Source organism: Bradyrhizobium sp. PMVTL-01 (assembly GCF_051861855.1).
Taxonomy (GTDB): Bacteria; Pseudomonadota; Alphaproteobacteria; order Rhizobiales; family Xanthobacteraceae; genus Bradyrhizobium.
The window spans coordinates 2834665-2852528 of sequence record NZ_CP193982.1; the positions used below are offsets into that span (position 1 = coordinate 2834665).

Sequence of the window (17864 nt, forward strand, 5' to 3'; positions counted from 1 at the left end):
GTTTCTCGGACCCTCACTGCAACCATAAGGGAGCAACGCCCATGACCCATGCCATTCGATTTCACAAGACCGGCGGACCGGAAGTCCTGGTCTGGGAAGAGGTCAGTGTCGGCAAGCCCGGCCCCGGCGAGGCGCGAATTCGTCACACGGCCGTCGGTCTCAACTTCGTCGACATCTACAACCGTTCCGGTCTCTATCCCGCGCAATTGCCGAGCGGGCTCGGCAGCGAGGCGGCCGGCGTTGTTGAGGAGGTCGGTCCGGGTGTCACCGATCTGAAGCCGGGCGACCGCGTCGCCTATGGCGCTTCGCCGCTCGGTGCCTATTCGGAGGCGCGGCTGATCCCTGCCGACCGTCTCTTGAAGCTGCCCGATGGTGTCGATGACAAGACCGCGGCGGCGATGATGCTGAAGGGACTGACGACGCAGTACCTGATCCGGCAGACCTATCGGGTGAAGGCCGGTGACTCGATCCTGCTCCATGCCGCAGCCGGGGGCGTCGGCCTCATCCTCAGCCAGTGGGCCAAGCATCTCGGCGCGACTGTGATCGGCACCGTCAGCAATGACGAGAAGGCGAAGCTCGCCAAGGCGCATGGCTGCGACCATGTGATCATCTACACGCGCGAGGATTTCGTGAAGCGCGTCGACGAGATCACCGGCGGCAAGAAGGTGCCGGTGGTGTACGATTCCGTCGGCAAGGATACGTTCCTGAAATCGCTGGATTGCCTCGCGCCGCTCGGCGTCGCCGCGCTGTTTGGTCAGTCTTCAGGCGCGGTCGAGCCACTCAATCTCGGCCTGCTCGCGCAGAAGGGCTCGCTCTACGTCACCCGGCCGACGCTGTTCACCTATGCGGCCAAACGCGAGAACCTTGTGGCCATGGCGGCCGAGCTGTTCGACGTCGTCAAGTCCGGCGCGGTGAAGATCGAGGTGCACCAGACCTATCCGCTCAAGGACGCGGCCAAGGCGCATGCCGATCTCGCCGCGCGCAAGACGACGGGATCTACCGTTCTCCTGGTGTAATATTCGTCCAGACGTGATGCAGGCCGGCGCGGCCTGCATCACGTCCGTTCGTGCTTGCGCAGGTCGCGGAGGTGATCGAGGCTAATCGCCTGGAGGTCAACGTCCTCGGGCTCGACCTGCGGGAGGGCCGCCTCGGCCAGGACGGCCTCGGTGACGTCCTCGACCGAGTTCTCCACGATCTCGTGGATGAACGAGACGTTCCGATACTCACCCGAGGCGAGGCGGGAGATGATCTCGCGCCTGGTGATTTCAGGATCGACGACCGCCTCGCGGCCGCGCCGCCCGTAGTCGATCATCACGACGAAATACTGCATCATGCAATCCTGCCGCGCCCCGTGATCGGGTGTGCGGCAGAGTATTTCTAAAAAACAGAATGAAGTCAAGATGTATTTCCGAAAATCGGAAATCATCCAGCGCCTACTTGCCCTTCTTGCGGGGACGCGCCGACTTGGCACGCAGCCTTTCGAGTTGCCCCTTGGGCATGGACAGGCAGATCTCGCCGACCCAGTCGAGCTTGACGCCGACGATCGGCTTGGCGTTGAAGCTGGTGAGATTGACGACGGAGGGGGATTTGCCCCTCTCGATGGTCTTCAAATAGCGTTCGCCGGTCTTGAGCCGGACCACTGCCTCTTCGCCGTAGAAGCTCGACAGCGGATGGCGCTGGTCCTTGTAGACCACGATCACGTCGCCGTTCTCGTACTTCGGCAGCATCGAATCGCCCACGATCTCGAAGGCAACAGTCTCTTCCATGATCGGGAACGGCAGCGTGATGTCACCGAGCCCTTCCGGAGGAACCTGCTCATAGTCCGGTTCGATCACGGCGCCGGCCCCGACGCGGCCCATGATCGGCGCGAGGTTGAGTTCGAGATATTCCATGATCGGAATGATTTCCGACGCCTTCACCAGGCGCTCGCCACCGAGGATCTCGGACACGGCGCCGGGCCGCACGCCCATAGCAGCCGCCAGGCCGCCCTTGCTCTTGCCCGTCTTCTCCAAGCCCCGCTCGATCATCGCGACATCCAACATGGTGATTCCCTCGATTGCCCATCGTGTCGCCTCTTGTAATCCGAAATTCGGAATTGATGCAATTATGAATATCAGAAATTCAGCTTGACACTTGCTTCGGAATACCAGAATGTGTGTCCGGCCTCCGCATCGAGCGGTCGGAGGGCGCATCACAGGGCAGCATCATGGAACCGGGCCGTTGGCCGTCGGAGCATTCCGACGCGCTTCGCGATTATTTTCTCAAGGGAATGTCTTATGCGGAGATCGGAAGGCAGATTAATGCAAGATACGGAACGGCTTACACACGCAACGCGGTCGTCGGCCGCGCCAAGCGGCTCGGACTCGTCGTGCCGGAATGGATAACGAGCCCGTCGATCGTTCCGCCTTTGCCCGGCGAGGCTCTGGCTTCGCCACGCCGGTCGGCACTGCCGAACCTGAACCGGCCGCCGAAGTCGGCAATGAAGCCCGCCGCACGGGCCAAGTTGCGCTGCGTCGGCGTCCAGCCGCGCCTGATCGAGCTGGTCGAGCTCGAGGCGGCCGACTGCCGCTATCCCTACGGCGGCGACAAGGACGGGGAGGAAATTACCTTCTGCGGCCATCCGCGCCAGCCGGGCTCCAGCTATTGCGCACCGCATGCGCGCCTGACGCGCCGTTCCGGAGCTGCGTCAGCCCGCATCGCAACTCCCGTCGTGCTGAGGCTGGTCTCCCCCGCCTGAAGCCGCGCCGTCCATCCAATCGTCAGCCTTGCAAGGAGTATCCGAGTGGCACGTCCCCGACGCAACAAGTCCTACAAACTGGCGCAGATTTACGACCGGCGATCCCGGGAGGTTCCGTTCAATGCCGAGGTGGCCGAGGTGGAGGTCGACAATCCACTCGCGCTCGATGCCGGCGAGAAGATCCTGGCCCTCCGGTCGTTCCGCAGCGATCCGCTCGGCCGGCTGCACGCACACCACCAGATCGACGAAGCGCAATACCGCGGTGGGCGTGCCTTCCAGAACGATTGGGAGCGGGCGGAGCGAGGCCCTCAGGCGGTGGATACGACCCGCGAATATGTCGATGGGACCGGTACGCGCGAGCCCGTCACCGAAAGCCAGCGACAGGCGGTGCTGCGACTGAATCGGATCGAGCGGGAACTCGGCACCGACGGCGCCGCGCTGGTGCACGACGTGCTGGTCCTGGGTCTGACCATGGATCAAATCGGGCAGCGTCGTGCCGTCCGTACCCAGCGCTGGAATGATTATTTCGGGCGGCGCTTTCGCGAATGCCTGGACCGGCTGGCGCTGATCTACGGCTTTGCGACCGAGACCGGGACAGAGGGTGGGGGCCGGCGCAGGTGACCGCGGCGCCCCGGCGATCCGGCCGCCGGGGCGCGGTTCTGTTCCTTACGGATGAGGTACAATCTGGTAGGGCGTGGTGTAGGGCTCGACACGCAGCGAGGCGTTGGCCAAAAGCCCGATTTTGGCGGTCGGCGCCTGCTGCATTCGGGCCGCGATGCACGTTGTATTGCCAGACGGTGAGGTCGCCCTTCTGTGCCAGCGCATGTGCAACGGCGCTCGCGTCATTGCCGCCGAGTGCCTGCAGCTCCTGCGCCGACAATTTCGTCCTTGATGGCGACGATCTTGAACAGGTTCATCTTGATCTCCTGCGCCCATGCGCCTTGTATCGCGAAGGTGAGAAGCGCGACCGCGGCGCCCTTGATGAGATCGCAGCGAGAAAGCATGCCGTCGTCCTTTGTGCTGAGGCGCGCCCCGAATCGATCAGTTCATCAGCCATGGCGCCGTGATCTGCGTGGCCGTTTCAAACGCTTGGTCGTTCGGTCTCGAGCAACAGTTCAGGGGCGGAAATATCCCGGGAGCGATGAACCTCGATGCGAAGAGGCGAGTCGCCGATCCGAAGGCGCTTGCCGCCTCGCTCGGCTTTGGCGGCGCGTCAATCGAGACTTTGGAAACCGGCTGTAAGATCGACGTTCATGTCGTCGACGATACAACCGCCGAGCTGGGACTCAACAATTACGTGTATACGCTGAAGAAGCGCTAGGCGTCTCCACCAATGCCCATCCACACTTGAAACGAGGCGAAACGCAGTGCGGTTGCCAGCAATCGGTACCGCGCGCGTGATTTAATGCAGCTTCTTGACGCAGGTGGAGTGACGACGGCCCATATTCCTGTTATCCGGAATTGCGATGCGACGGATGCAGGCGAAGCATCGCCGGCGCCGGTGGTTGGGCTTGCCGGATGGGTTGTTCATTGGCATAATTACAACCTCCTCGGTTGAGCCTGGATGCGTCGTTGGCGGTGCTGACCTGCCGGGCCCTCCGGCCGAGAGGCCATCGTGTCCGGTGGTGGTGGTTTGGCGCTCGCGTGGACCTCGATGTTAGTTCAGGATGGCCGGTGCTTGTCATAGGTGCGAGATGAAGAACCTCAACTTCGTGGCTGAACTGCACCTCAAGCTCGGCGCGCCCGCGACCGGCACGGTCGAAAGCCTGCGCCTGCTCCGCGCCTTTCTGAAGCTCGCGCCGCGGGAGCGTTTCGAGGTGATCAAACTGGTTGAAGACCTCGCCACCGAAGAAGCCCTTCCCGAACACCCCCTGTCGTGAGCCGGACCGCGCGTCTCACGCCTTTTTCCTTCCGTTTCCTGCCCAAGCCGGCCTTCCGGGGGTATTTGCCCCGGCGTTCGCTGCTGGAAGGCGGTCAGGCAAATGTGGTAACAGTCAATAAAAAGGGAGGAGTGCGACCATGATCGAACCGAAGCTCGAAGTTCCGGCCGAACTGCGCGACCTGGCCGAGAAGACAATTGACCAGGCAGAAAAAGCGTTCGGCATGTTTTTCGAAGCCGCCACGAAATCGATGACGTCCGTTCCGGGAGCCGGGACGGAGGTGTCGAAGCAGGCGCTTGCTTTCACCGAGCAGAACATGAAGTCGGCCTTCGAGCATGCACGCAAGCTCGTGCATGCCACCGACCTTCAGGAAGCGATGCGGATCCAGTCCGATTTCCTGCGCAGCCAGTTCACCAGCGCCGGAGATCACATGCGCCAGATGACCGGCAGTCTCATGCAGTCAGGCAAGGGCAAATCCTGATTCCGGGTCTGTGCGCCGGCTGCCTACAAATTGATCTTGCGCGGCATGAAGATCCGCATTTCGATGCTCGCGCAGGTCCATGATGGGCCACCGAATGATGTCTCATTCGCCGTCCATCATCCTTTCTGCTGATCCCTGTCGGTCCTCCGGCAGGGATTTGCATTTGTGGCAGGTCTCGCGATCGACCCGCCTCTAGGGACGCAGTGATCCGATGTAAGCCGCGATGTCGCCAGCTTCGCTCCGGCTCAGGGGGAAGTTCGGCATCCTTGGATGCGGGTCGAGCAGGAAGAAGGCGAGCTTCTCCGAACTGAAGTCCGGCCGTCGCGCAATGGAAGCAAAGGAGGGGACGTCGGCGCTGGCTTGCGTCTGGTCACTGGCCACGACGTGGCAGCTTGCGCACCAGCGCTTGGCGAGGTCGGCACCGTGACCGGCGTCGGCGGCCAGAACAGAGGACGTGCCCAACGTCGAGGTCACGACGAGCAGCAGGCAAATTCGTCTCAAACGCTGGCGGCCGTGCTTATCCACAGCATGATCCCGGAAATTGCGAGAGATCGATGCGGGCGATGAGCGACCGCAGCAGCCTGCGGGTCGCACGATAGAGATGCCGCACGAATGACGGCGTTCTCGTTGTGGGCAGGCCGGCGCCCTTCGTATCGAGACTTTCGGTGTGGTGCGACACGTGCCCCTCCGACGTTATATGGCCTTTCTAGCCTGCCGGCCCGGAGCTGCCTTGATCTGCCGCAAAGGTGCTCGCGGCTAATAGTCGCCGGGATTCATGACCATCGGACTTTTGGTATCAGCTGGAGCGAGTGGGTGCTGGTGGGCGACACACATCGAGACGTCCCCGGCCGCGCTCGGGGCAAAGCCGAAACGCACTCGACAGCGTGAACAGGAAGCGCGGGCTGCGACGTACATTGTCCGGCGCCCGGTTGCTCAACGGGACGGCAACGCCGAGATCGGCCTGGAGGTCATCCCACAGGAAGGAGCGCACGCCCGGTCCGGCTGACGTCAGCGGCGTTGCATTAATCTCTCGCCCTTGCAGCTCGACTCCGGCGACCTCGCGCATTCGGTTGCGGGGCTGCTCGAGGCGACGGGGCTCGCGCCCTCGCTGCTCGAGCTCGAGGTCACCGAAGAATCCTGCTCAATGATGAAGGGCGCGTGCTCGACATGTTCAAGCGGATCCAGCAGCTTTGCGTCGGCGTGCTGTTCGACGATTTCGGCACCGGCTACGCCAGCCTGAGCCATCTGGAGAAGTTTCCGCTCGACGGGCCCAAGATCGACCGGTCCTTCGTGCTCGATCTGCTGACTGATTCCGACGACGCGCGATCGTCGGCTCGACCATCGCCCTCAGCAAGCAGCTCGGGCTCAAGATCGTGGCCGAAGGAATCGAGAACCGGGCTACAGCCGATTTCCTCGTCAGCATGGGGTGCGAGGAAGGGTATTCTTCGGGCGCCCGCTGCTTGTAGAGGCCTTCGAGAAGCAATTCCAGCCTGGGTACGAAGCGGTCAGCGCTGCCTGAACGGGATCTTTCGATTTCAGCGCCGCCGCGCGACGGCAACGCCAAAGAGGAATGCCACGAACAGGCTAGCCAAGGGGGCCTCGCGCGTGATGGCGGCAACTGTCGCGAGCGGCCGGCCGGGCTTTCGAGCTTCGTCGATCGCGGCGGTGAGGCGATCGACCGCCGCGTGCAAGCCGCCGGCGACTTCGCCGATCGTACGGGATACGTCGGTCGCGACGTCGATGGCACGCTCGCCCACGCCGGGCTGGGGATTAGGCTGCGGTATCTCCGTGCTCAAGCTTGCGACCTCCAGACTGGACGTAGCCATGGAGGCCGGCACCTTTGGCTATCCGCGCGAGCGCTCGTTTTGAACAGCGGGTCTGACGACCTTTGGCTATCCGCGACAGGCGCCGTGATTGACGGCGGGTACCGGCCTTGGATGGGCAATTCGGCGCGCGGGATTTTGTTCCCGTCGAGTCCGTGAAACGACGGATGCGAATCTCTGTTAGGCTCGCACCAGCCTTGCTGTTCTCAGGAGACGGCCGTGACCGACCGGACCATGACGGATCGAGCCCGGCGCATCGTCTTGCTTGGTGCTCCCATCGACATGGGGGCTTCGCAGCGCGGTACCCTGATGGGCCCCGCGGCGCTGCGCACCGCGGGCCTTGCGACACTGCTCGAAAGCCTGGATCTTGAAGTCGTCGATTACGGCGATCTCTCCGTGGGCGAGGTCGGCGACCTCGCTGACAGGCCGCCGGAAAAAGCCAATCATTACCGCGAAATCCAGCGCTGGACGCGCGTGCTGAGCCGCAGAGGCTATGACATCGCGAAAACCGGTGCGCTGCCGATCTTCCTCGGCGGCGATCACACGCTGTCGATGGGCTCGGTCAATGCCATGGCGCGCCACTGGCAGGAGCGCGGGCGGGAGCTTTTCGTGCTCTGGCTGGACGCGCATGCCGACTACAATACGCCGGAGACGACGATCACGGCGAACATGCACGGCATGTCGGCGGCGTTTCTGTGCGGTGAGCCGGGTCTCGAAGGCCTGCTCGGCGATGACCCGCGTGCGTCGATCGCCCCTGACAGACTCGATCTGTTCGGCGCGCGTTCGATCGACAAGCTCGAAAAGGAGCTGATGCGCTCGCGCCGGATCAGGGTTGTCGACATGCGACAGATCGACGAATTCGGTGTCGCGGTGCTGATCCGGCGCGTCATCGAACGCGTCAAGACGTGCAACGGCGTCCTGCATGTCAGCTTCGACGTCGACTTCCTCGACCCCAGCGTTGCGCCGGGCGTGGGGACCACAGTGCCGGGCGGGGCGACCTATCGTGAGGCACATCTTATCATGGAGCTGCTGCACGATTCAGGCGTGGTGGGATCGGTCGACATCGTCGAGCTCAATCCTTTCCTCGACGAGCGTGGCCGGACTGCGCGCACTGCGGTCGAGCTGATCGGCAGCCTGTTCGGGCAGCAGATCACCGACCGGCCCACGCCGAGCAACGCGATCGCTCCGGGTGAGTGAATCATGCGGGGCAGTGTTTGTGCGCTGCAAGGAAAGGACCTGCTCTCGCAGCCACTCGATTTAGATCAGCCCTGATCGAAATCGCTCGCTTTTGAAACGGCTGCGAATTGCAAATGCCGCTGTGGAACGGTTTGATGAGGGCTCCGCGCCAGCCGAGGGACCGCAATGAGCACGACAGATCCCGACAATGATTCCGTGACGTCGACACGCCGTCGCTTTCTGACAGCCGCCACCGCAGCAGCGGGAGGCGCCGTTCTTGGCGCGGACGCTTGCGTTGCCGCAGAGGCAGACAACCTTCCGCCCAACGTTCCTGAATGGATGAAGGCGCCGGGGGATCCGACGGGAGGCCAGCCCTACGGCACGCCATCGCCGTTCGAGAAGGGCGTCGTCAGGAACATCTCCAAGTCCCTCAAGCAATACATCTCTGCGTCCAGTCGGACGCCCTTGCAGGAGCTCGACGGCATCATCACGCCAAATGGGCTGTTTTACGAGCGACATCATGGCGGTGTTCCGACCATCGATCCCGCGCAGCACCGGCTAATGCTGCATGGGCTGGTCGAGCGTCCCCTGGTCTTCACGATGGACGATCTCCGGCGCTTTCCGTCGGAGTCCCGCATCCACTTCCTCGAATGCTCCGGCAACCCCGGTTACAGCAAGCCCTATGGCAAGACGGTATCTGACCTCGTCGGTCTCGTGAGTTGTGCCGAATGGACCGGCGTGAGCCTGAAGCTGGTGCTTCAGGAGGCCGGGCTGAAGCCGGAGGCCAAATGGGTGGTCGCGGAAGGCGCCGACGCGGCCGCGCTGACGCGAAGCGTCCCGATCGAGAAATGTCTCGAGGATGCGATGCTGGTCTACAGCCAGAATGGCGAGCGGCTCCGTCCGCAGCAAGGTTATCCGCTACGGCTGCTTCTGCCGGGATTCGAAGGCAATATGAGCGTGAAATGGCTGCGCCGCCTGCATGTGACCGCGGAGCCGGTTTATTCGCGCGAGGAAACCTCGAAATACACCGACCTCCTGCCCGACGGCACGGCGCGGGAATTCTCCTTTTATATGGAAGCGAAGTCGATCATCACCCGTCCCTCCGGCGGTCAGCGTCTGAGCGCACCGGGCTTTCATGAGATCACGGGCCTCGCCTGGAGTGGGCACGGCAAGATCGCGCGCGTCGAGGTATCCATCGATGAGGGGAAGGGCTGGCAGAACGCCTTCTTGCAGGAGCCAGTGCTGACGCGTGCCCTGACGCGCTTCCGCCTGCCGTGGCGATGGGACGGCAAGCCCGCCGTGATTCAGAGCCGCGCCATTGACGAGACCGGCTACGTGCAGCCCACCCTGGCCGAGTTGCTCGCCGTGCGTGGAGAGAACTATTTCTACCACAACAATGCCATCTGGCCCTGGCGCATCGCCGATGATGGCGAGGTGACCAATGCGCTGGCGTGAGACTTGCGGGATTGGCTTCGCAATCGTGCTGTGGGCCTCTTCGAACGCAGCACAGGGGCAGAGTCCTTACGGCATCGGCCGACCGGCGACGACCGCCGAGATTGCGGGGTGGAATATCGATGTCGGACGCGACGGCAGCAATCTTCCGGAGGGGAGCGGTTCGGTCAGTCAGGGACGTGCAGTATTCGCGCAGCAATGTGCCTCGTGCCATGGCGAGAAGGGCGAAGGCGGTTTGGGCGATCGGCTCGCCGGTGGCCAGGGCACAATCGGAACGGCCAGGCCGATTCGCACGGTCGGCAGCTACTGGCCCTATGCCCCGACATTATTCGACTACATCCGTCGCGCCATGCCGCAGAACGCGCCGCAGTCGCTGAGCGATGAGGATGTCTATGCGGTGTCCGCCTTTATCCTGAACATGAATGGCCTGGTGGGTGCGGATACAATCCTTGATGCGAAATCGCTGGCGGCTGTGAAGATGCCGAACCGCGACGGATTCGTCGGCGATGCTCGTCCGGATGTGAAAAGATGAACGGAGCAAGTTCCGACGGCTGGCGCGGAACTTGCTTGGATTGAATGGGGAACTCCGAGGGGCACAATTGGTTAACCTGCGATAGGAAAATAGCGGACCCCTCAATGACTGATCGTTTCGCGAACTCCATCTCGACGGCGCTCCGTCATCCCGGTGTGATCGCATTTGTCGTGGCTGGCCTGACGATTGCGGCCATGCTGATCGTCGACCACGGACCCTGGAGCCGCGCCAAGACCCAGCCGGCCCATGTCGCGATGTATGCGACGACAGGGGAAGCTGCACGCGCCGCAGGCGCTGCGGTGCTTCCGACCGAACCGAAGTCGCCGATCGAGCCGACACGGCCGGGGCCGAAGACATCCCCGACCGTCAATCCGGTGACGCCATAATCTTCGTTAGCCCCTGCTGCCGTAGTTGAGAAGCCCGCCGCTCGTCCTCGGCGGGTGCGCGCGCAATGCTTCCTCGTTCGGTTCGGTGCCCCAGCCGGGCCGGTCCGGGATGATGAGATGGCCGTTGTGGATCTCCGGCTCGTGCGTGAACAGCTCGCGGTCCCAGGACAGACGATCGATGTCGATCTCCATGATGCGCAGGTTCGGCACGGCGGCGCAGAAATGCGCGTTCATCATCGAGCAGAGATGGCCGTAGAAATTGTGCGGGGCGACGTTGACCTCGAACGCTTCGGCCGCCGCGGCGATCTTCATCGATTGCCAGACGCCGTTCCAGGGCGTGTCGATGATCGCGACATCCATCGCCTGCTCGTGGAAAAAGGGCAGGAATTCACGCAAGCCCAGCAGCGTCTCGCAGGACGAGATCGGATGCGGGCTTTGCCTGCGGATGTAGCCGAGCGCCTCCGGATTGAAACTGTCGATCTCGATCCAGAACATGTCGAGGTCAGCGATGAGACGCAGGATATTCAGGTAGCCCTCGGTCTTGGCGTTGAAGTTGCAGTCGAGCAGGATGTCGACGTCGGGGCCCGCGCCCTCGCGGATCGCTTCGAGATGCATGCGCAGGTCGCGCAGAATTTTCCTGTCCACATTGATCTCCGGCGCAAAGGGTGAGCCGAAGCCGGGACGCCAGCCGGTCGGCTTGCCATCGTCGTAGGAAAAGATGTTGGTCTTGAGCGCGGTGAATTTCTTCTCGCGCACCTCGCGGCCCATCGCCTTGACGCCATCGAGGCTTTCGATCGGCGGCTTGTACCAGGAGGGATGATTGATCCGCCACGTCGCGCAATGCGACCAGTACACCCGGACACGATCGCGGATCCTGCCGCCGATCAGCTCGTAGCAGGGCACGCCGAGACACTTCGCCTTGGCATCGAGCAGCGCGTTCTCGATCGCTCCGAGCGCCTGCGCGACGACGCCGCCGGCAGCGGGGCGGGTGGCCGCGAACAGCTCGGCGTAGATGCGCTCGTGCTGGAAGACGTTCTGCCCGATCACGCGGGCGGACAGGCGCTGGATCGCTGCGCCGACCCCGGGCGAGCCAAAGCCCTCGTCGAACTCGCTCCAGCCGACGATGCCGTCTTCGGCCGTCAGCTTGACGAAATGGTAATTTCTCCAGCCGGCATCGCAGGCGAGGATTTCGAGGTTTGTTGCTTTTGATGATTTGGTCATGTCGCTCCCTGTCCCCCGGCGGGGTTTTATGTTTGTTGTGGCGAGCTCGAAAGGCCCAGGTTGCAACTGTTAGGCTAACAACGGACCGGCGTGAAGCCCGCTGTAGAGCGCGTGCCGGGCGCCTTACGCCCACCTCGGCAGGGTGGCGTGTAGACAGCGGCATTGTCGTACGGTTCGTCAGCCGATCACTGAGGAGCCGAGCAGCGCAAGCACCGCCAGCGCCATCAGCGCTGTGCCCAGCCAGCCCAATGCGATCAGCCACGACCGGGCCCTGAAACGGCCCATGATCGTGCGGCTCGAGACGATGAGCATCATCATCGCCATGATCGGCACGGCGACAATGCCGTTGAGCACGGCGCTCCAGACCAGCATGTGCATGGAATCGATGCCGGTGAATCCCAGCCCGAAGCCGATCGCGGTCGCGGTCGCGATGATGGTGTAGAAGCCGACGGCCTCGTCGGGTTTCGCCTCGAGGGTGGCGTGCCAGCCGAAAATCTCGGCAACGCCATAAGCCGCCGAGCCCGCCAGCACGGGGATCGCGAGCAGGCCGGTGCCGATGATGCCGAGCGCGAACAGCGCGAAGGTGAAATCGCCGGCGAGCGGCCGCAGCGCCTCGGCGGCGTCGGTCGCGGAATTGACGTTGGTGACGCCGTTGGCGTGCAGTACCGACGCCGTGGTGAGGATGATGAAGAAAGCGATGCCGTTGGAGAGCAGCATCCCGGTGATGGTGTCGGCCCTGATGCGCGCGAGCTCCGGCCTGCCGCCATGCTTCAGCTCGCGAAGCGGCTTGTCGCGCTTGCCCTGGTTCATCTCCTCGACCTCCTGCGAGGCCTGCCAGAAGAACAGATACGGGCTGATGGTGGTGCCGAGCACGGCCACCACCATCATGAAATAGCCGGCGCTGACATTCACCTCCGGCCACACTGCGGCGAGCAGTGCCGTGCTCCACGGAATCTTAACGGTGAAGGCGGTCGCGACATAGGCGAACAGCGCGAGCGTGAGAAACTTCAGCACCGGCGAATAGCGGCGATAGGGCACGAACACCTGGAGCAGGGTCGAGCCAGCCGCGAAGATCAGAGCGTGCTCGTGGTTGAGGCCTCCGATGACGAGCGAGAGCGCCTCGGCCATCGCGGCGATGTCGGCGGCGATGTTGAAGGTGTTTGCGGCGACGAGCATGAAGACGAGCGCCAGCACCACCCACCGCGGCGCGACTCGCATCACGTTGGCGGCCAGTCCCTTGCCGGTGACCCGGCCGATCTGCGCGCTGACGAGCTGAATGGCGATCATGAACGGCGTGGTCAGAAACACCGTCCAGAGCAGCCCGTAGCCGAATTGTGCGCCCGCCTGCGAATAGGTGGCAATGCCGGAAGGATCGTCGTCGGCCGCCCCGGTGATGAGACCCGGCCCCAGCCGCTTCAGCAGGGTCGAGGCGGATTTCGGCTGGGCGAGGGCGCTGTCGCTCATGTATCTCGGGGTCTTTCCGGCTTGCCTTTTGCGAAGAGGAAGTCCGAAAAAAACCCCGCGGAGGAACAATTGTTCCCGGGCAGGAAAAAGGCGGTACTGGTGGTGAAATTCCGATTATTCGAACTCGGTTTGACCCGTGGGGCAAAACAGCTGTCGAAGTAGATCAACGCAACAGCTGTCGATGCAGGCGGCGCGGCTAGGGCTCTCTGCCGAGCCCTCGAGGTGGAATGCGCCCCTCTGAGCGACCTGTCGGGCCTGCTCATGACGAGGGCGACAGATACAGGTGGCGCCCGTCGAACTGCGCCAGCTCCTGCAGCTTGTGCTCGTTGAAAATGCGCACGGTGCCGCGCTGCAGCTCCAGGACCCCGTCCATGCGGAGATCGCGCAGGATGCGGTTAGTGTGAACGCTGGTGACGCCCATGGCCTCGCCGAGTTGCTCCTGCGTCAGCGGTATGGCGAAGGTGTTGTCGATGACGCGGCCGACAAGGCGAAGCCGCTCGCGCAACTCGACGATCAGATGCGCCAGGCGGTTATGGGTCGAGCGCTGGCCGACATTGACGAGCCACTCCCGCGAGATGGCGGCGTCGACCAGGGTATCGCGCCAGAACATCTCGCCGACGCCGCGCCGCTCCCTGATCAGCTCCTTCAGCGCCCTGTGGCCTATGAAGGCGAGCGTGCAGTCGGACAACGCGACGAGGTCGTGGTCCACGGTCGCATAGTGCAGGTTCTGCAGGTTGGGCAGGTCGCCGGGAATGTGAATCGCCAGGATCTGGCGCCTGCCGTCCGGAAGGGTCTTGGAGCGGACTCAGAAGCCGTCGACGATCAGGCAGCACTCGCTCGGCTCCTCGCCATCGCGCAGCACGGTCTGGTTCTCGTGGAAATCGCGCAAGGAGACCGGCAGTGCTGCCAGGGAAAGCAGTTCCTTGTCATCGGCGCCCGTGGTTGTTTTCAGGCGCTCGAACAGCGGTGCCCAAATTCTGTCGCTTGTCACGTCAACCCATCCCCACGCGACAGAGCGCGTCGGAGGCAAAGAGCACGAAGCCGGCGTTCATGTTGATGACAAAGGTTAAATCGGCGGCCGCCGCTTCGTAACATTGTGGACGATGCGTTTCGAAAATGAGCGATTATAACAAATGTTAAAGTCACGGCCCGCACCGCTGGCAATGACGCCCGAACATTCGTCGGGCTGCGGGCCCGGTAATAGGAACCAAACGGCGATGGAGCCGTTGCGCTGCCGTTTCATGGTCGTGGCCACAGCGTGTCACGCCGCTTGCCGTCCTTCCGAAAAGCCAGAGACAGGGACCATCTGGGTTTCGAGCGCGGACGGTGGACGTGAAAAGGGGGCTTGCTTGGCAGCCGATCTGATTTTCAAAGTCGCCATCATTGCCTTGTTCGCGTTCGCGGCGGTGCTCGCCTCGATGGTATGGCTGAGCGTGTGAGGCCTGCTGTCGGCACGAAAGCTTGCTCGATCGGCGAGCTCAGGAACGGCAGCTCCGTTGCAGCGTTTTCCCGCGGCAAGGAGGATCAGCCGCATGGACAATCTGACGAAGCGCGCGCAGCCGGACCGCAGCAAGATCAACATGCAGGAGGCCTTCGAGGTCAAGTACTGGACCCACGCACTCGGCGTCACGAAGGAGGAGCTGCAAAAGGCCGTCGACAAGGTCGGCAATTCCGCCGCCGCCGTCCGCAAGGAGCTGGCGGCCGGCGCGCGCGAGCCTGGGACGAGGTCCTCTACTTGATGCTGACGAACATGCCCCAGGCGGCGGCCAGCGCCGCGCCGGTGAAGACGACCACGGGGTTGTCGCAGAACGTGCCGCCATAGCGGCACACGTTCGTGCCGAACTGGCCGAGCTCGTGATGGCCCGCAGAGTAGAACAGTCCCGACAGCCCCAGCAATGCGGCGGCGACGTAGTACATCGATCGTCTCTCCGAAGCTTTTCGATCCTCGCCCCCTCGCGGGCGACATGTCCCAGCTTGGCGCGAACAAATTTCGGTCGGCCAAATCCGAATTGCCGGATTTGGTTAAAATTTGATCCGTCGGGCAAAACACTGGCATGATGGCAGGATCGGCCGAGTGCCGCTGGACGCCCGCCTGCGCCCCCAGCGGAGCGGAGGGTGCTGCTTGCTTTTCGCGGCGTCAGGCGGTCCCGCGATTTGGTTGGCGGTGTTCCTATAAGGCGCGGGTTGCTGATGCGTCTTGCAGTCGTTGATCTATCGCAATGGTCCCGTCGCGCCGGGGCCGACGGTCGGGCCCAGGAAGCTTGCGATGAACACGGATTACATGGCGGAAGCCGCCCGGCATCGGCACGTAGCCGAGGAATACCGAACAATGGCGTCATGCACACCGGACGAAGGCCTGCGTAAGGTCTACCTCAGGCTTGCAGACGACTACGATTCGCTCGCCACAAACGAAGATAGGGTTGCCTGCAATTGCAGGCGCGCAAACTAGAGGCCGACTGGGTGGCGATCGTCAGTCGTATCGATGTCGGGCTTCTGGCCCATGGTACGACGAAACTGTCCTGAAACAATCCCGAAACCCGATTGTCCTGAACGCCTTTTCCGCTCGTCTCGACCAACCAGGCGAAAGGGAGATCACCATGATCCAGGTCGGTTCGAAGGAAGAAGTCGCGTTTCTGCTGATGCTGTTCGGCACCCACACCCAGCCGGTCAAGCGACCAAAGCCGAAATCGCGGCAAGGCTGAGGCCAAAACCCATGCCGGGCTTGGCCGAATGCCAGAGCCTTTTGCGTCTTCTGATCGCCAGGGGCGATCCGAAGGCGATCCCGCAAGCCAAGGGCGCCATCGACCAATATCTCAACACTGCTCCGGTCAGTGCCCGCGGGCGCGGCCTGCGTGTGCTGCAACGCGATGCGCTCGACCTGCATGTTGCCGCGGTCGACGTGCAGCGATCCTTTGCCGAAACGGTGGATGCCTATATCGAGCGGAAGCTCGCGGAGGAGTGACCGTGCTGCTTGCCGGGGCCTGCGTCTTCGGGCGAGGCTGTGGCGGGCAACGTCGCCTGTTTCAGCAGGCCGATCTTGCGGTCGAGCTGCCAGACCTCGACGTCGCCCCGTCGCGTGAAGCGCCGCGCGAACAGGAGCGCCGACGCATCGGACCGCGCCTCGAAAGCCTCGGCGGACTGAAACACCCCGTTTTCCCCGACCAGATAGGCGCGATATTGCTGCATCATGTCGGAGCCCTCAGGCCGGGCGAGCGAAGCCAGGCTTCGATCTGCAACGCCGTCTCGTCCTGCCGCGCCTTTCGCAGCAGCATCTCACGCGCGCGTCCGGGCGGTAGCGCGCGCGCCTCGTCGCGAAGGTGTGCCGCTTCCTCGGCCAGCCGCTGATCGAGCGTTTTGGTCTGCTTGTAACGTCGACGCTTCAGCATGACGCCGGCTCCTTGCTGGAGTAGGCGGGAGCGCAATCGCGCTCTCATCACCGATCGTTGCCGTGGGCCTTGCGGTGATGGGATGAGGCTAGGCTTGCTGGAGCGCAGGGGACATAACAATTGATGGGTGCAAAGTAATTATTTTCGCTAGTACTTTCTGCAGTTTGAGCCACTTACTCATTTTTGTGCGAAGCACGCTTCCAAAGTTCACTTTTGAACAAAGCCATCTCTGGTAGTTTGCACAAATCACTGGCCGAGGCTTCGTCCATAGGCGCCGGTGGCTGAGAGACCGATTGCGTTTCAGGTCGGCTGGCCGCGGCAAGGGGTGTTTTAGCGCCGCACATAGCGGTAAGGACGCTCAAAAACGTATGTCGAGCCGAAGCGGTATGGCAGTGGGTCGTAGCCAATCAAATACGCAGTTCTCACCCTGTAGAGCCTGTGTCGCACGACGGCAGTGTGCCGGTGCCACGTAGTGCTGCAAGCACAATTGGCGCGAGAACTGAACTCGGTGGCAGTCGCATTCTGCGGTAGAACAAAAATAGCAAATGCCAAAACCGCCGCTGCGTGCGGTTCTCAAACCCAACCGAACCTGCGCCAGCCTGCGCAACGCATCACTGTACCAGGTACGAGCCAAGCGGCCCCCGGCCCGATAAGGGGCGACGTCTACGTGATACTAGCTGCCAAAATGAAGCGGCCCCAGCGCAAGGCTGGGGCCGACCACCCTCCCGAGTGGCGCGTCATTCATCCTCATCCAGTACCGGGAAAACTCGGCATCTGGCCTATGGTTCCGAGAGTGTCATAAGTTAATTTGTCGAGTGTCCCTCCGGGAAGCTCGCTGTGGGACAGCAGCAGTAATCCTCCGGCCAATCACAAGATTTCCGCGTCGGTACTCGTGAGCCGACATTCCGGGCGGGGCCTATCGATCCCCAAATGGATGATCGCTGACGGCCAGTGCGATGGCGATCGCGGGGATCAGGCCGGACAGCAGAAGACGGCTTTGGCTTGCATGGCTGCAGATGGCTTGCGCCGCTGAAGCATTGCGCATCAGCGCGAGTCGAAGCTGACTTGCTTCCTCCAGCGCAGCGTCGGCGCGCGCCAGGAGCGGATCCGGTGTTGTGTCCTGCATGAGAAGCGAATCGGTATGCTGACGAATGTTCCGGATCGGAGCCTCGGGCGCGATACGCGTTTGGAGTGGCGCCGCTAGGCGAGATGCCGCGGCATAGCTCTTCACATGGGCTTCGGGTCTCACGGCATGTGGACTCTCGCGAACCCTCCAGCAGGGTGCAATTTGACATTGTTCTCTTTTTGTTCTATGACACGAAAACT

24 protein-coding genes and 3 pseudogenes are annotated in these 17864 nt (G+C 62.7%); 13 read left to right on the forward strand and 14 right to left on the reverse strand.

From position 1 onward, the window contains the following. Nucleotides 1-41: 41 nt before the first annotated feature. Nucleotides 42-1016, forward strand: coding sequence for a quinone oxidoreductase family protein (locus ACRQ5Q_RS12870; RefSeq protein WP_439398110.1), 975 nt, complete (start codon nucleotides 42-44; stop codon nucleotides 1014-1016). Nucleotides 1017-1054: 38 nt separating this feature from the next. On the opposite strand, the gene ACRQ5Q_RS12875 is transcribed toward ACRQ5Q_RS12870, so the two are convergent. Together ACRQ5Q_RS12875 and ACRQ5Q_RS12880 are read right to left on the reverse strand one after the other, a co-directional pair. Continuing rightward, nucleotides 1055-1330 (reverse strand): hypothetical protein, encoded by a 276-nt coding sequence (locus ACRQ5Q_RS12875; RefSeq protein ID WP_439375657.1) that lies wholly within the window; start codon nucleotides 1328-1330, stop codon nucleotides 1055-1057. A gap of 103 nt (nucleotides 1331-1433) precedes the next feature. Then, on the reverse strand, nucleotides 1434-2042 hold the full coding sequence (locus ACRQ5Q_RS12880; protein WP_128932533.1) for a S24 family peptidase: 609 nt from the start codon (nucleotides 2040-2042) through the stop codon (nucleotides 1434-1436). Nucleotides 2043-2206: 164 nt separating this feature from the next. Here ACRQ5Q_RS12880 and ACRQ5Q_RS12885 point away from each other — a divergent pair, with 164 nt between their 5' ends. Continuing rightward, nucleotides 2207-2737 (forward strand): GcrA family cell cycle regulator, encoded by a 531-nt coding sequence (locus ACRQ5Q_RS12885; protein WP_439398112.1) that lies wholly within the window; start codon nucleotides 2207-2209, stop codon nucleotides 2735-2737. Between the two features lie 45 nt (nucleotides 2738-2782). Next, on the forward strand, nucleotides 2783-3358 hold the full coding sequence (locus tag ACRQ5Q_RS12890) for a hypothetical protein (protein ID WP_439369590.1): 576 nt from the start codon (nucleotides 2783-2785) through the stop codon (nucleotides 3356-3358). Nucleotides 3359-3403: 45 nt separating this feature from the next. On the opposite strand, the pseudogene ACRQ5Q_RS12895 reads toward ACRQ5Q_RS12890, so the two are convergent. Then, nucleotides 3404-3741 (reverse strand): annotated as a pseudogene (locus tag ACRQ5Q_RS12895) (hypothetical protein). Nucleotides 3742-3878: 137 nt separating this feature from the next. Here ACRQ5Q_RS12895 and ACRQ5Q_RS12900 point away from each other — a divergent pair. The 3 genes from ACRQ5Q_RS12900 to ACRQ5Q_RS12910 all read left to right on the forward strand — a co-directional run bounded on the left by ACRQ5Q_RS12900 (nucleotide 3879) and on the right by ACRQ5Q_RS12910 (nucleotide 5098). After that, a complete protein-coding gene (locus ACRQ5Q_RS12900) occupies nucleotides 3879-4058 on the forward strand; it encodes a hypothetical protein (protein WP_439398114.1) in 180 nt (59 codons plus the stop codon). A gap of 373 nt (nucleotides 4059-4431) precedes the next feature. Further along, nucleotides 4432-4617, forward strand: a complete 186-nt coding sequence (locus tag ACRQ5Q_RS12905; protein ID WP_439369589.1) for a hypothetical protein — start codon at nucleotides 4432-4434, stop codon at nucleotides 4615-4617. A 139-nt stretch (nucleotides 4618-4756) separates the two neighbouring features. Continuing rightward, nucleotides 4757-5098 (forward strand): phasin, encoded by a 342-nt coding sequence (locus ACRQ5Q_RS12910; protein ID WP_018644784.1) that lies wholly within the window; start codon nucleotides 4757-4759, stop codon nucleotides 5096-5098. Between the two features lie 192 nt (nucleotides 5099-5290). Here ACRQ5Q_RS12910 and ACRQ5Q_RS12915 read toward each other — a convergent pair whose 3' ends face one another. Both ACRQ5Q_RS12915 and ACRQ5Q_RS12920 read right to left on the reverse strand, forming a co-directional pair. After that, nucleotides 5291-5623: a c-type cytochrome gene (locus ACRQ5Q_RS12915; protein ID WP_439369588.1), complete on the reverse strand. Its 333-nt coding sequence runs from the start codon at nucleotides 5621-5623 to the stop codon at nucleotides 5291-5293. 271 nt (nucleotides 5624-5894) lie between these two features. Beyond that, a pseudogene (locus ACRQ5Q_RS12920) lies at nucleotides 5895-6110 on the reverse strand (hypothetical protein); the annotation flags it as partial. Between ACRQ5Q_RS12920 and ACRQ5Q_RS12925 the strand changes: the two are divergent. After that, nucleotides 6111-6617, forward strand: a pseudogene (locus tag ACRQ5Q_RS12925) (EAL domain-containing protein); the annotation flags it as partial. A gap of 16 nt (nucleotides 6618-6633) precedes the next feature. On the opposite strand, the gene ACRQ5Q_RS12930 reads toward ACRQ5Q_RS12925, so the two are convergent. Next, complete coding sequence (locus tag ACRQ5Q_RS12930; RefSeq protein ID WP_439398116.1) at nucleotides 6634-6894, reverse strand: hypothetical protein; 261 nt, start codon at nucleotides 6892-6894, stop codon at nucleotides 6634-6636. 246 nt (nucleotides 6895-7140) lie between these two features. Between ACRQ5Q_RS12930 and rocF the strand changes: the two genes are divergently transcribed. The 4 genes from rocF (at nucleotide 7141) to ACRQ5Q_RS12950 (ending at nucleotide 10467) form a co-directional block, all read left to right on the forward strand. Then, on the forward strand, nucleotides 7141-8118 hold the full coding sequence (rocF, locus tag ACRQ5Q_RS12935; protein ID WP_439398118.1) for an arginase: 978 nt from the start codon (nucleotides 7141-7143) through the stop codon (nucleotides 8116-8118). 165 nt (nucleotides 8119-8283) lie between these two features. Further along, on the forward strand, nucleotides 8284-9552 hold the full coding sequence (gene soxC, locus ACRQ5Q_RS12940; protein WP_439369585.1) for a sulfite dehydrogenase: 1269 nt from the start codon (nucleotides 8284-8286) through the stop codon (nucleotides 9550-9552). Further along, nucleotides 9539-10081, forward strand: a complete 543-nt coding sequence (locus ACRQ5Q_RS12945; RefSeq protein ID WP_439369584.1) for a c-type cytochrome — start codon at nucleotides 9539-9541, stop codon at nucleotides 10079-10081. Before soxC ends, ACRQ5Q_RS12945 begins: the two co-directional genes overlap by 14 nt. Nucleotides 10082-10185: 104 nt before the next feature. Then, entirely contained in the window at nucleotides 10186-10467 is a 282-nt protein-coding gene (locus ACRQ5Q_RS12950; RefSeq protein ID WP_439369583.1) for a hypothetical protein, read from the forward strand. Nucleotides 10468-10473: 6 nt separating this feature from the next. Here the strand turns inward: ACRQ5Q_RS12950 and ACRQ5Q_RS12955 are convergent, their stop codons facing one another. The 4 genes from ACRQ5Q_RS12955 to ACRQ5Q_RS12970 form a co-directional block, all read right to left on the reverse strand. Continuing rightward, nucleotides 10474-11688: a mandelate racemase/muconate lactonizing enzyme family protein gene (locus tag ACRQ5Q_RS12955; RefSeq protein ID WP_439398120.1), complete on the reverse strand. Its 1215-nt coding sequence runs from the start codon at nucleotides 11686-11688 to the stop codon at nucleotides 10474-10476. 177 nt (nucleotides 11689-11865) lie between these two features. Next, complete coding sequence (locus ACRQ5Q_RS12960; RefSeq protein ID WP_439369579.1) at nucleotides 11866-13152, reverse strand: NRAMP family divalent metal transporter; 1287 nt, start codon at nucleotides 13150-13152, stop codon at nucleotides 11866-11868. A 259-nt stretch (nucleotides 13153-13411) separates the two neighbouring features. Continuing rightward, nucleotides 13412-13921, reverse strand: coding sequence for a Crp/Fnr family transcriptional regulator (locus ACRQ5Q_RS12965; RefSeq protein ID WP_439399805.1), 510 nt, complete (start codon nucleotides 13919-13921; stop codon nucleotides 13412-13414). Nucleotides 13922-13957: 36 nt separating this feature from the next. Further along, on the reverse strand, nucleotides 13958-14143 hold the full coding sequence (locus ACRQ5Q_RS12970) for a hypothetical protein (RefSeq protein WP_439398122.1): 186 nt from the start codon (nucleotides 14141-14143) through the stop codon (nucleotides 13958-13960). A gap of 541 nt (nucleotides 14144-14684) precedes the next feature. Between ACRQ5Q_RS12970 and ACRQ5Q_RS12975 the strand changes: the two genes are divergently transcribed. After that, a complete protein-coding gene (locus ACRQ5Q_RS12975) occupies nucleotides 14685-14891 on the forward strand; it encodes a DUF3606 domain-containing protein (protein ID WP_439398124.1) in 207 nt (68 codons plus the stop codon). Here the strand turns inward: ACRQ5Q_RS12975 and ACRQ5Q_RS12980 are convergent. Continuing rightward, nucleotides 14884-15069 (reverse strand): hypothetical protein, encoded by a 186-nt coding sequence (locus ACRQ5Q_RS12980; RefSeq protein ID WP_439369574.1) that lies wholly within the window; start codon nucleotides 15067-15069, stop codon nucleotides 14884-14886. The two genes, ACRQ5Q_RS12975 and ACRQ5Q_RS12980, sit on opposite strands and share 8 nt — an antisense overlap. A 796-nt stretch (nucleotides 15070-15865) precedes the next feature. Here ACRQ5Q_RS12980 and ACRQ5Q_RS12985 point away from each other — a divergent pair. Continuing rightward, on the forward strand, nucleotides 15866-16114 hold the full coding sequence (locus ACRQ5Q_RS12985; RefSeq protein ID WP_439369571.1) for a hypothetical protein: 249 nt from the start codon (nucleotides 15866-15868) through the stop codon (nucleotides 16112-16114). On the opposite strand, the gene ACRQ5Q_RS12990 is transcribed toward ACRQ5Q_RS12985, so the two are convergent. The 3 genes from ACRQ5Q_RS12990 to ACRQ5Q_RS13000 all read right to left on the reverse strand — a co-directional run bounded on the left by ACRQ5Q_RS12990 (nucleotide 16084) and on the right by ACRQ5Q_RS13000 (nucleotide 17787). Continuing rightward, a complete protein-coding gene (locus ACRQ5Q_RS12990; protein ID WP_439398126.1) occupies nucleotides 16084-16341 on the reverse strand; it encodes a hypothetical protein in 258 nt (85 codons plus the stop codon). The two genes, ACRQ5Q_RS12985 and ACRQ5Q_RS12990, sit on opposite strands and share 31 nt — an antisense overlap. Next, a complete protein-coding gene (locus ACRQ5Q_RS12995; protein WP_439369568.1) occupies nucleotides 16338-16538 on the reverse strand; it encodes a hypothetical protein in 201 nt (66 codons plus the stop codon). The genes ACRQ5Q_RS12990 and ACRQ5Q_RS12995 overlap by 4 nt, the downstream gene beginning before the upstream one ends. 916 nt (nucleotides 16539-17454) lie before the next feature. Further along, on the reverse strand, nucleotides 17455-17787 hold the full coding sequence (locus ACRQ5Q_RS13000) for a hypothetical protein (RefSeq protein WP_439398128.1): 333 nt from the start codon (nucleotides 17785-17787) through the stop codon (nucleotides 17455-17457). Nucleotides 17788-17864 lie beyond the last annotated feature (77 nt).

Bases quoted from the DNA above. Each gene is read 5' to 3' on its own strand.
- ACRQ5Q_RS12870 (WP_439398110.1), top strand. From the start codon at position 42: ATGACCCATGCCATTCGATTTCACAAGACCGGCGGACCGGAAGTCCTG.
- ACRQ5Q_RS12875 (WP_439375657.1), bottom strand. From the start codon at position 1,330: ATGCAGTATTTCGTCGTGATGATCGACTACGGGCGGCGCGGCCGCGAG.
- ACRQ5Q_RS12880 (WP_128932533.1), bottom strand. From the start codon at position 2,042: ATGTTGGATGTCGCGATGATCGAGCGGGGCTTGGAGAAGACGGGCAAG.
- ACRQ5Q_RS12885 (WP_439398112.1), top strand. From the start codon at position 2,207: ATGGAACCGGGCCGTTGGCCGTCGGAGCATTCCGACGCGCTTCGCGAT.
- ACRQ5Q_RS12900 (WP_439398114.1), top strand. From the start codon at position 3,879: ATGAACCTCGATGCGAAGAGGCGAGTCGCCGATCCGAAGGCGCTTGCC.
- ACRQ5Q_RS12905 (WP_439369589.1), top strand. From the start codon at position 4,432: ATGAAGAACCTCAACTTCGTGGCTGAACTGCACCTCAAGCTCGGCGCG.
- ACRQ5Q_RS12910 (WP_018644784.1), top strand. From the start codon at position 4,757: ATGATCGAACCGAAGCTCGAAGTTCCGGCCGAACTGCGCGACCTGGCC.
- soxC (WP_439369585.1), top strand. From the start codon at position 8,284: ATGAGCACGACAGATCCCGACAATGATTCCGTGACGTCGACACGCCGT.
- ACRQ5Q_RS12945 (WP_439369584.1), top strand. From the start codon at position 9,539: ATGCGCTGGCGTGAGACTTGCGGGATTGGCTTCGCAATCGTGCTGTGG.
- ACRQ5Q_RS12950 (WP_439369583.1), top strand. From the start codon at position 10,186: ATGACTGATCGTTTCGCGAACTCCATCTCGACGGCGCTCCGTCATCCC.
- ACRQ5Q_RS12955 (WP_439398120.1), bottom strand. From the start codon at position 11,688: ATGACCAAATCATCAAAAGCAACAAACCTCGAAATCCTCGCCTGCGAT.
- ACRQ5Q_RS12960 (WP_439369579.1), bottom strand. From the start codon at position 13,152: ATGAGCGACAGCGCCCTCGCCCAGCCGAAATCCGCCTCGACCCTGCTG.
- ACRQ5Q_RS12975 (WP_439398124.1), top strand. From the start codon at position 14,685: ATGGACAATCTGACGAAGCGCGCGCAGCCGGACCGCAGCAAGATCAAC.
- ACRQ5Q_RS12980 (WP_439369574.1), bottom strand. From the start codon at position 15,069: ATGTACTACGTCGCCGCCGCATTGCTGGGGCTGTCGGGACTGTTCTAC.
- ACRQ5Q_RS12985 (WP_439369571.1), top strand. From the start codon at position 15,866: ATGCCGGGCTTGGCCGAATGCCAGAGCCTTTTGCGTCTTCTGATCGCC.
- ACRQ5Q_RS12990 (WP_439398126.1), bottom strand. From the start codon at position 16,341: ATGATGCAGCAATATCGCGCCTATCTGGTCGGGGAAAACGGGGTGTTT.
- ACRQ5Q_RS12995 (WP_439369568.1), bottom strand. From the start codon at position 16,538: ATGCTGAAGCGTCGACGTTACAAGCAGACCAAAACGCTCGATCAGCGG.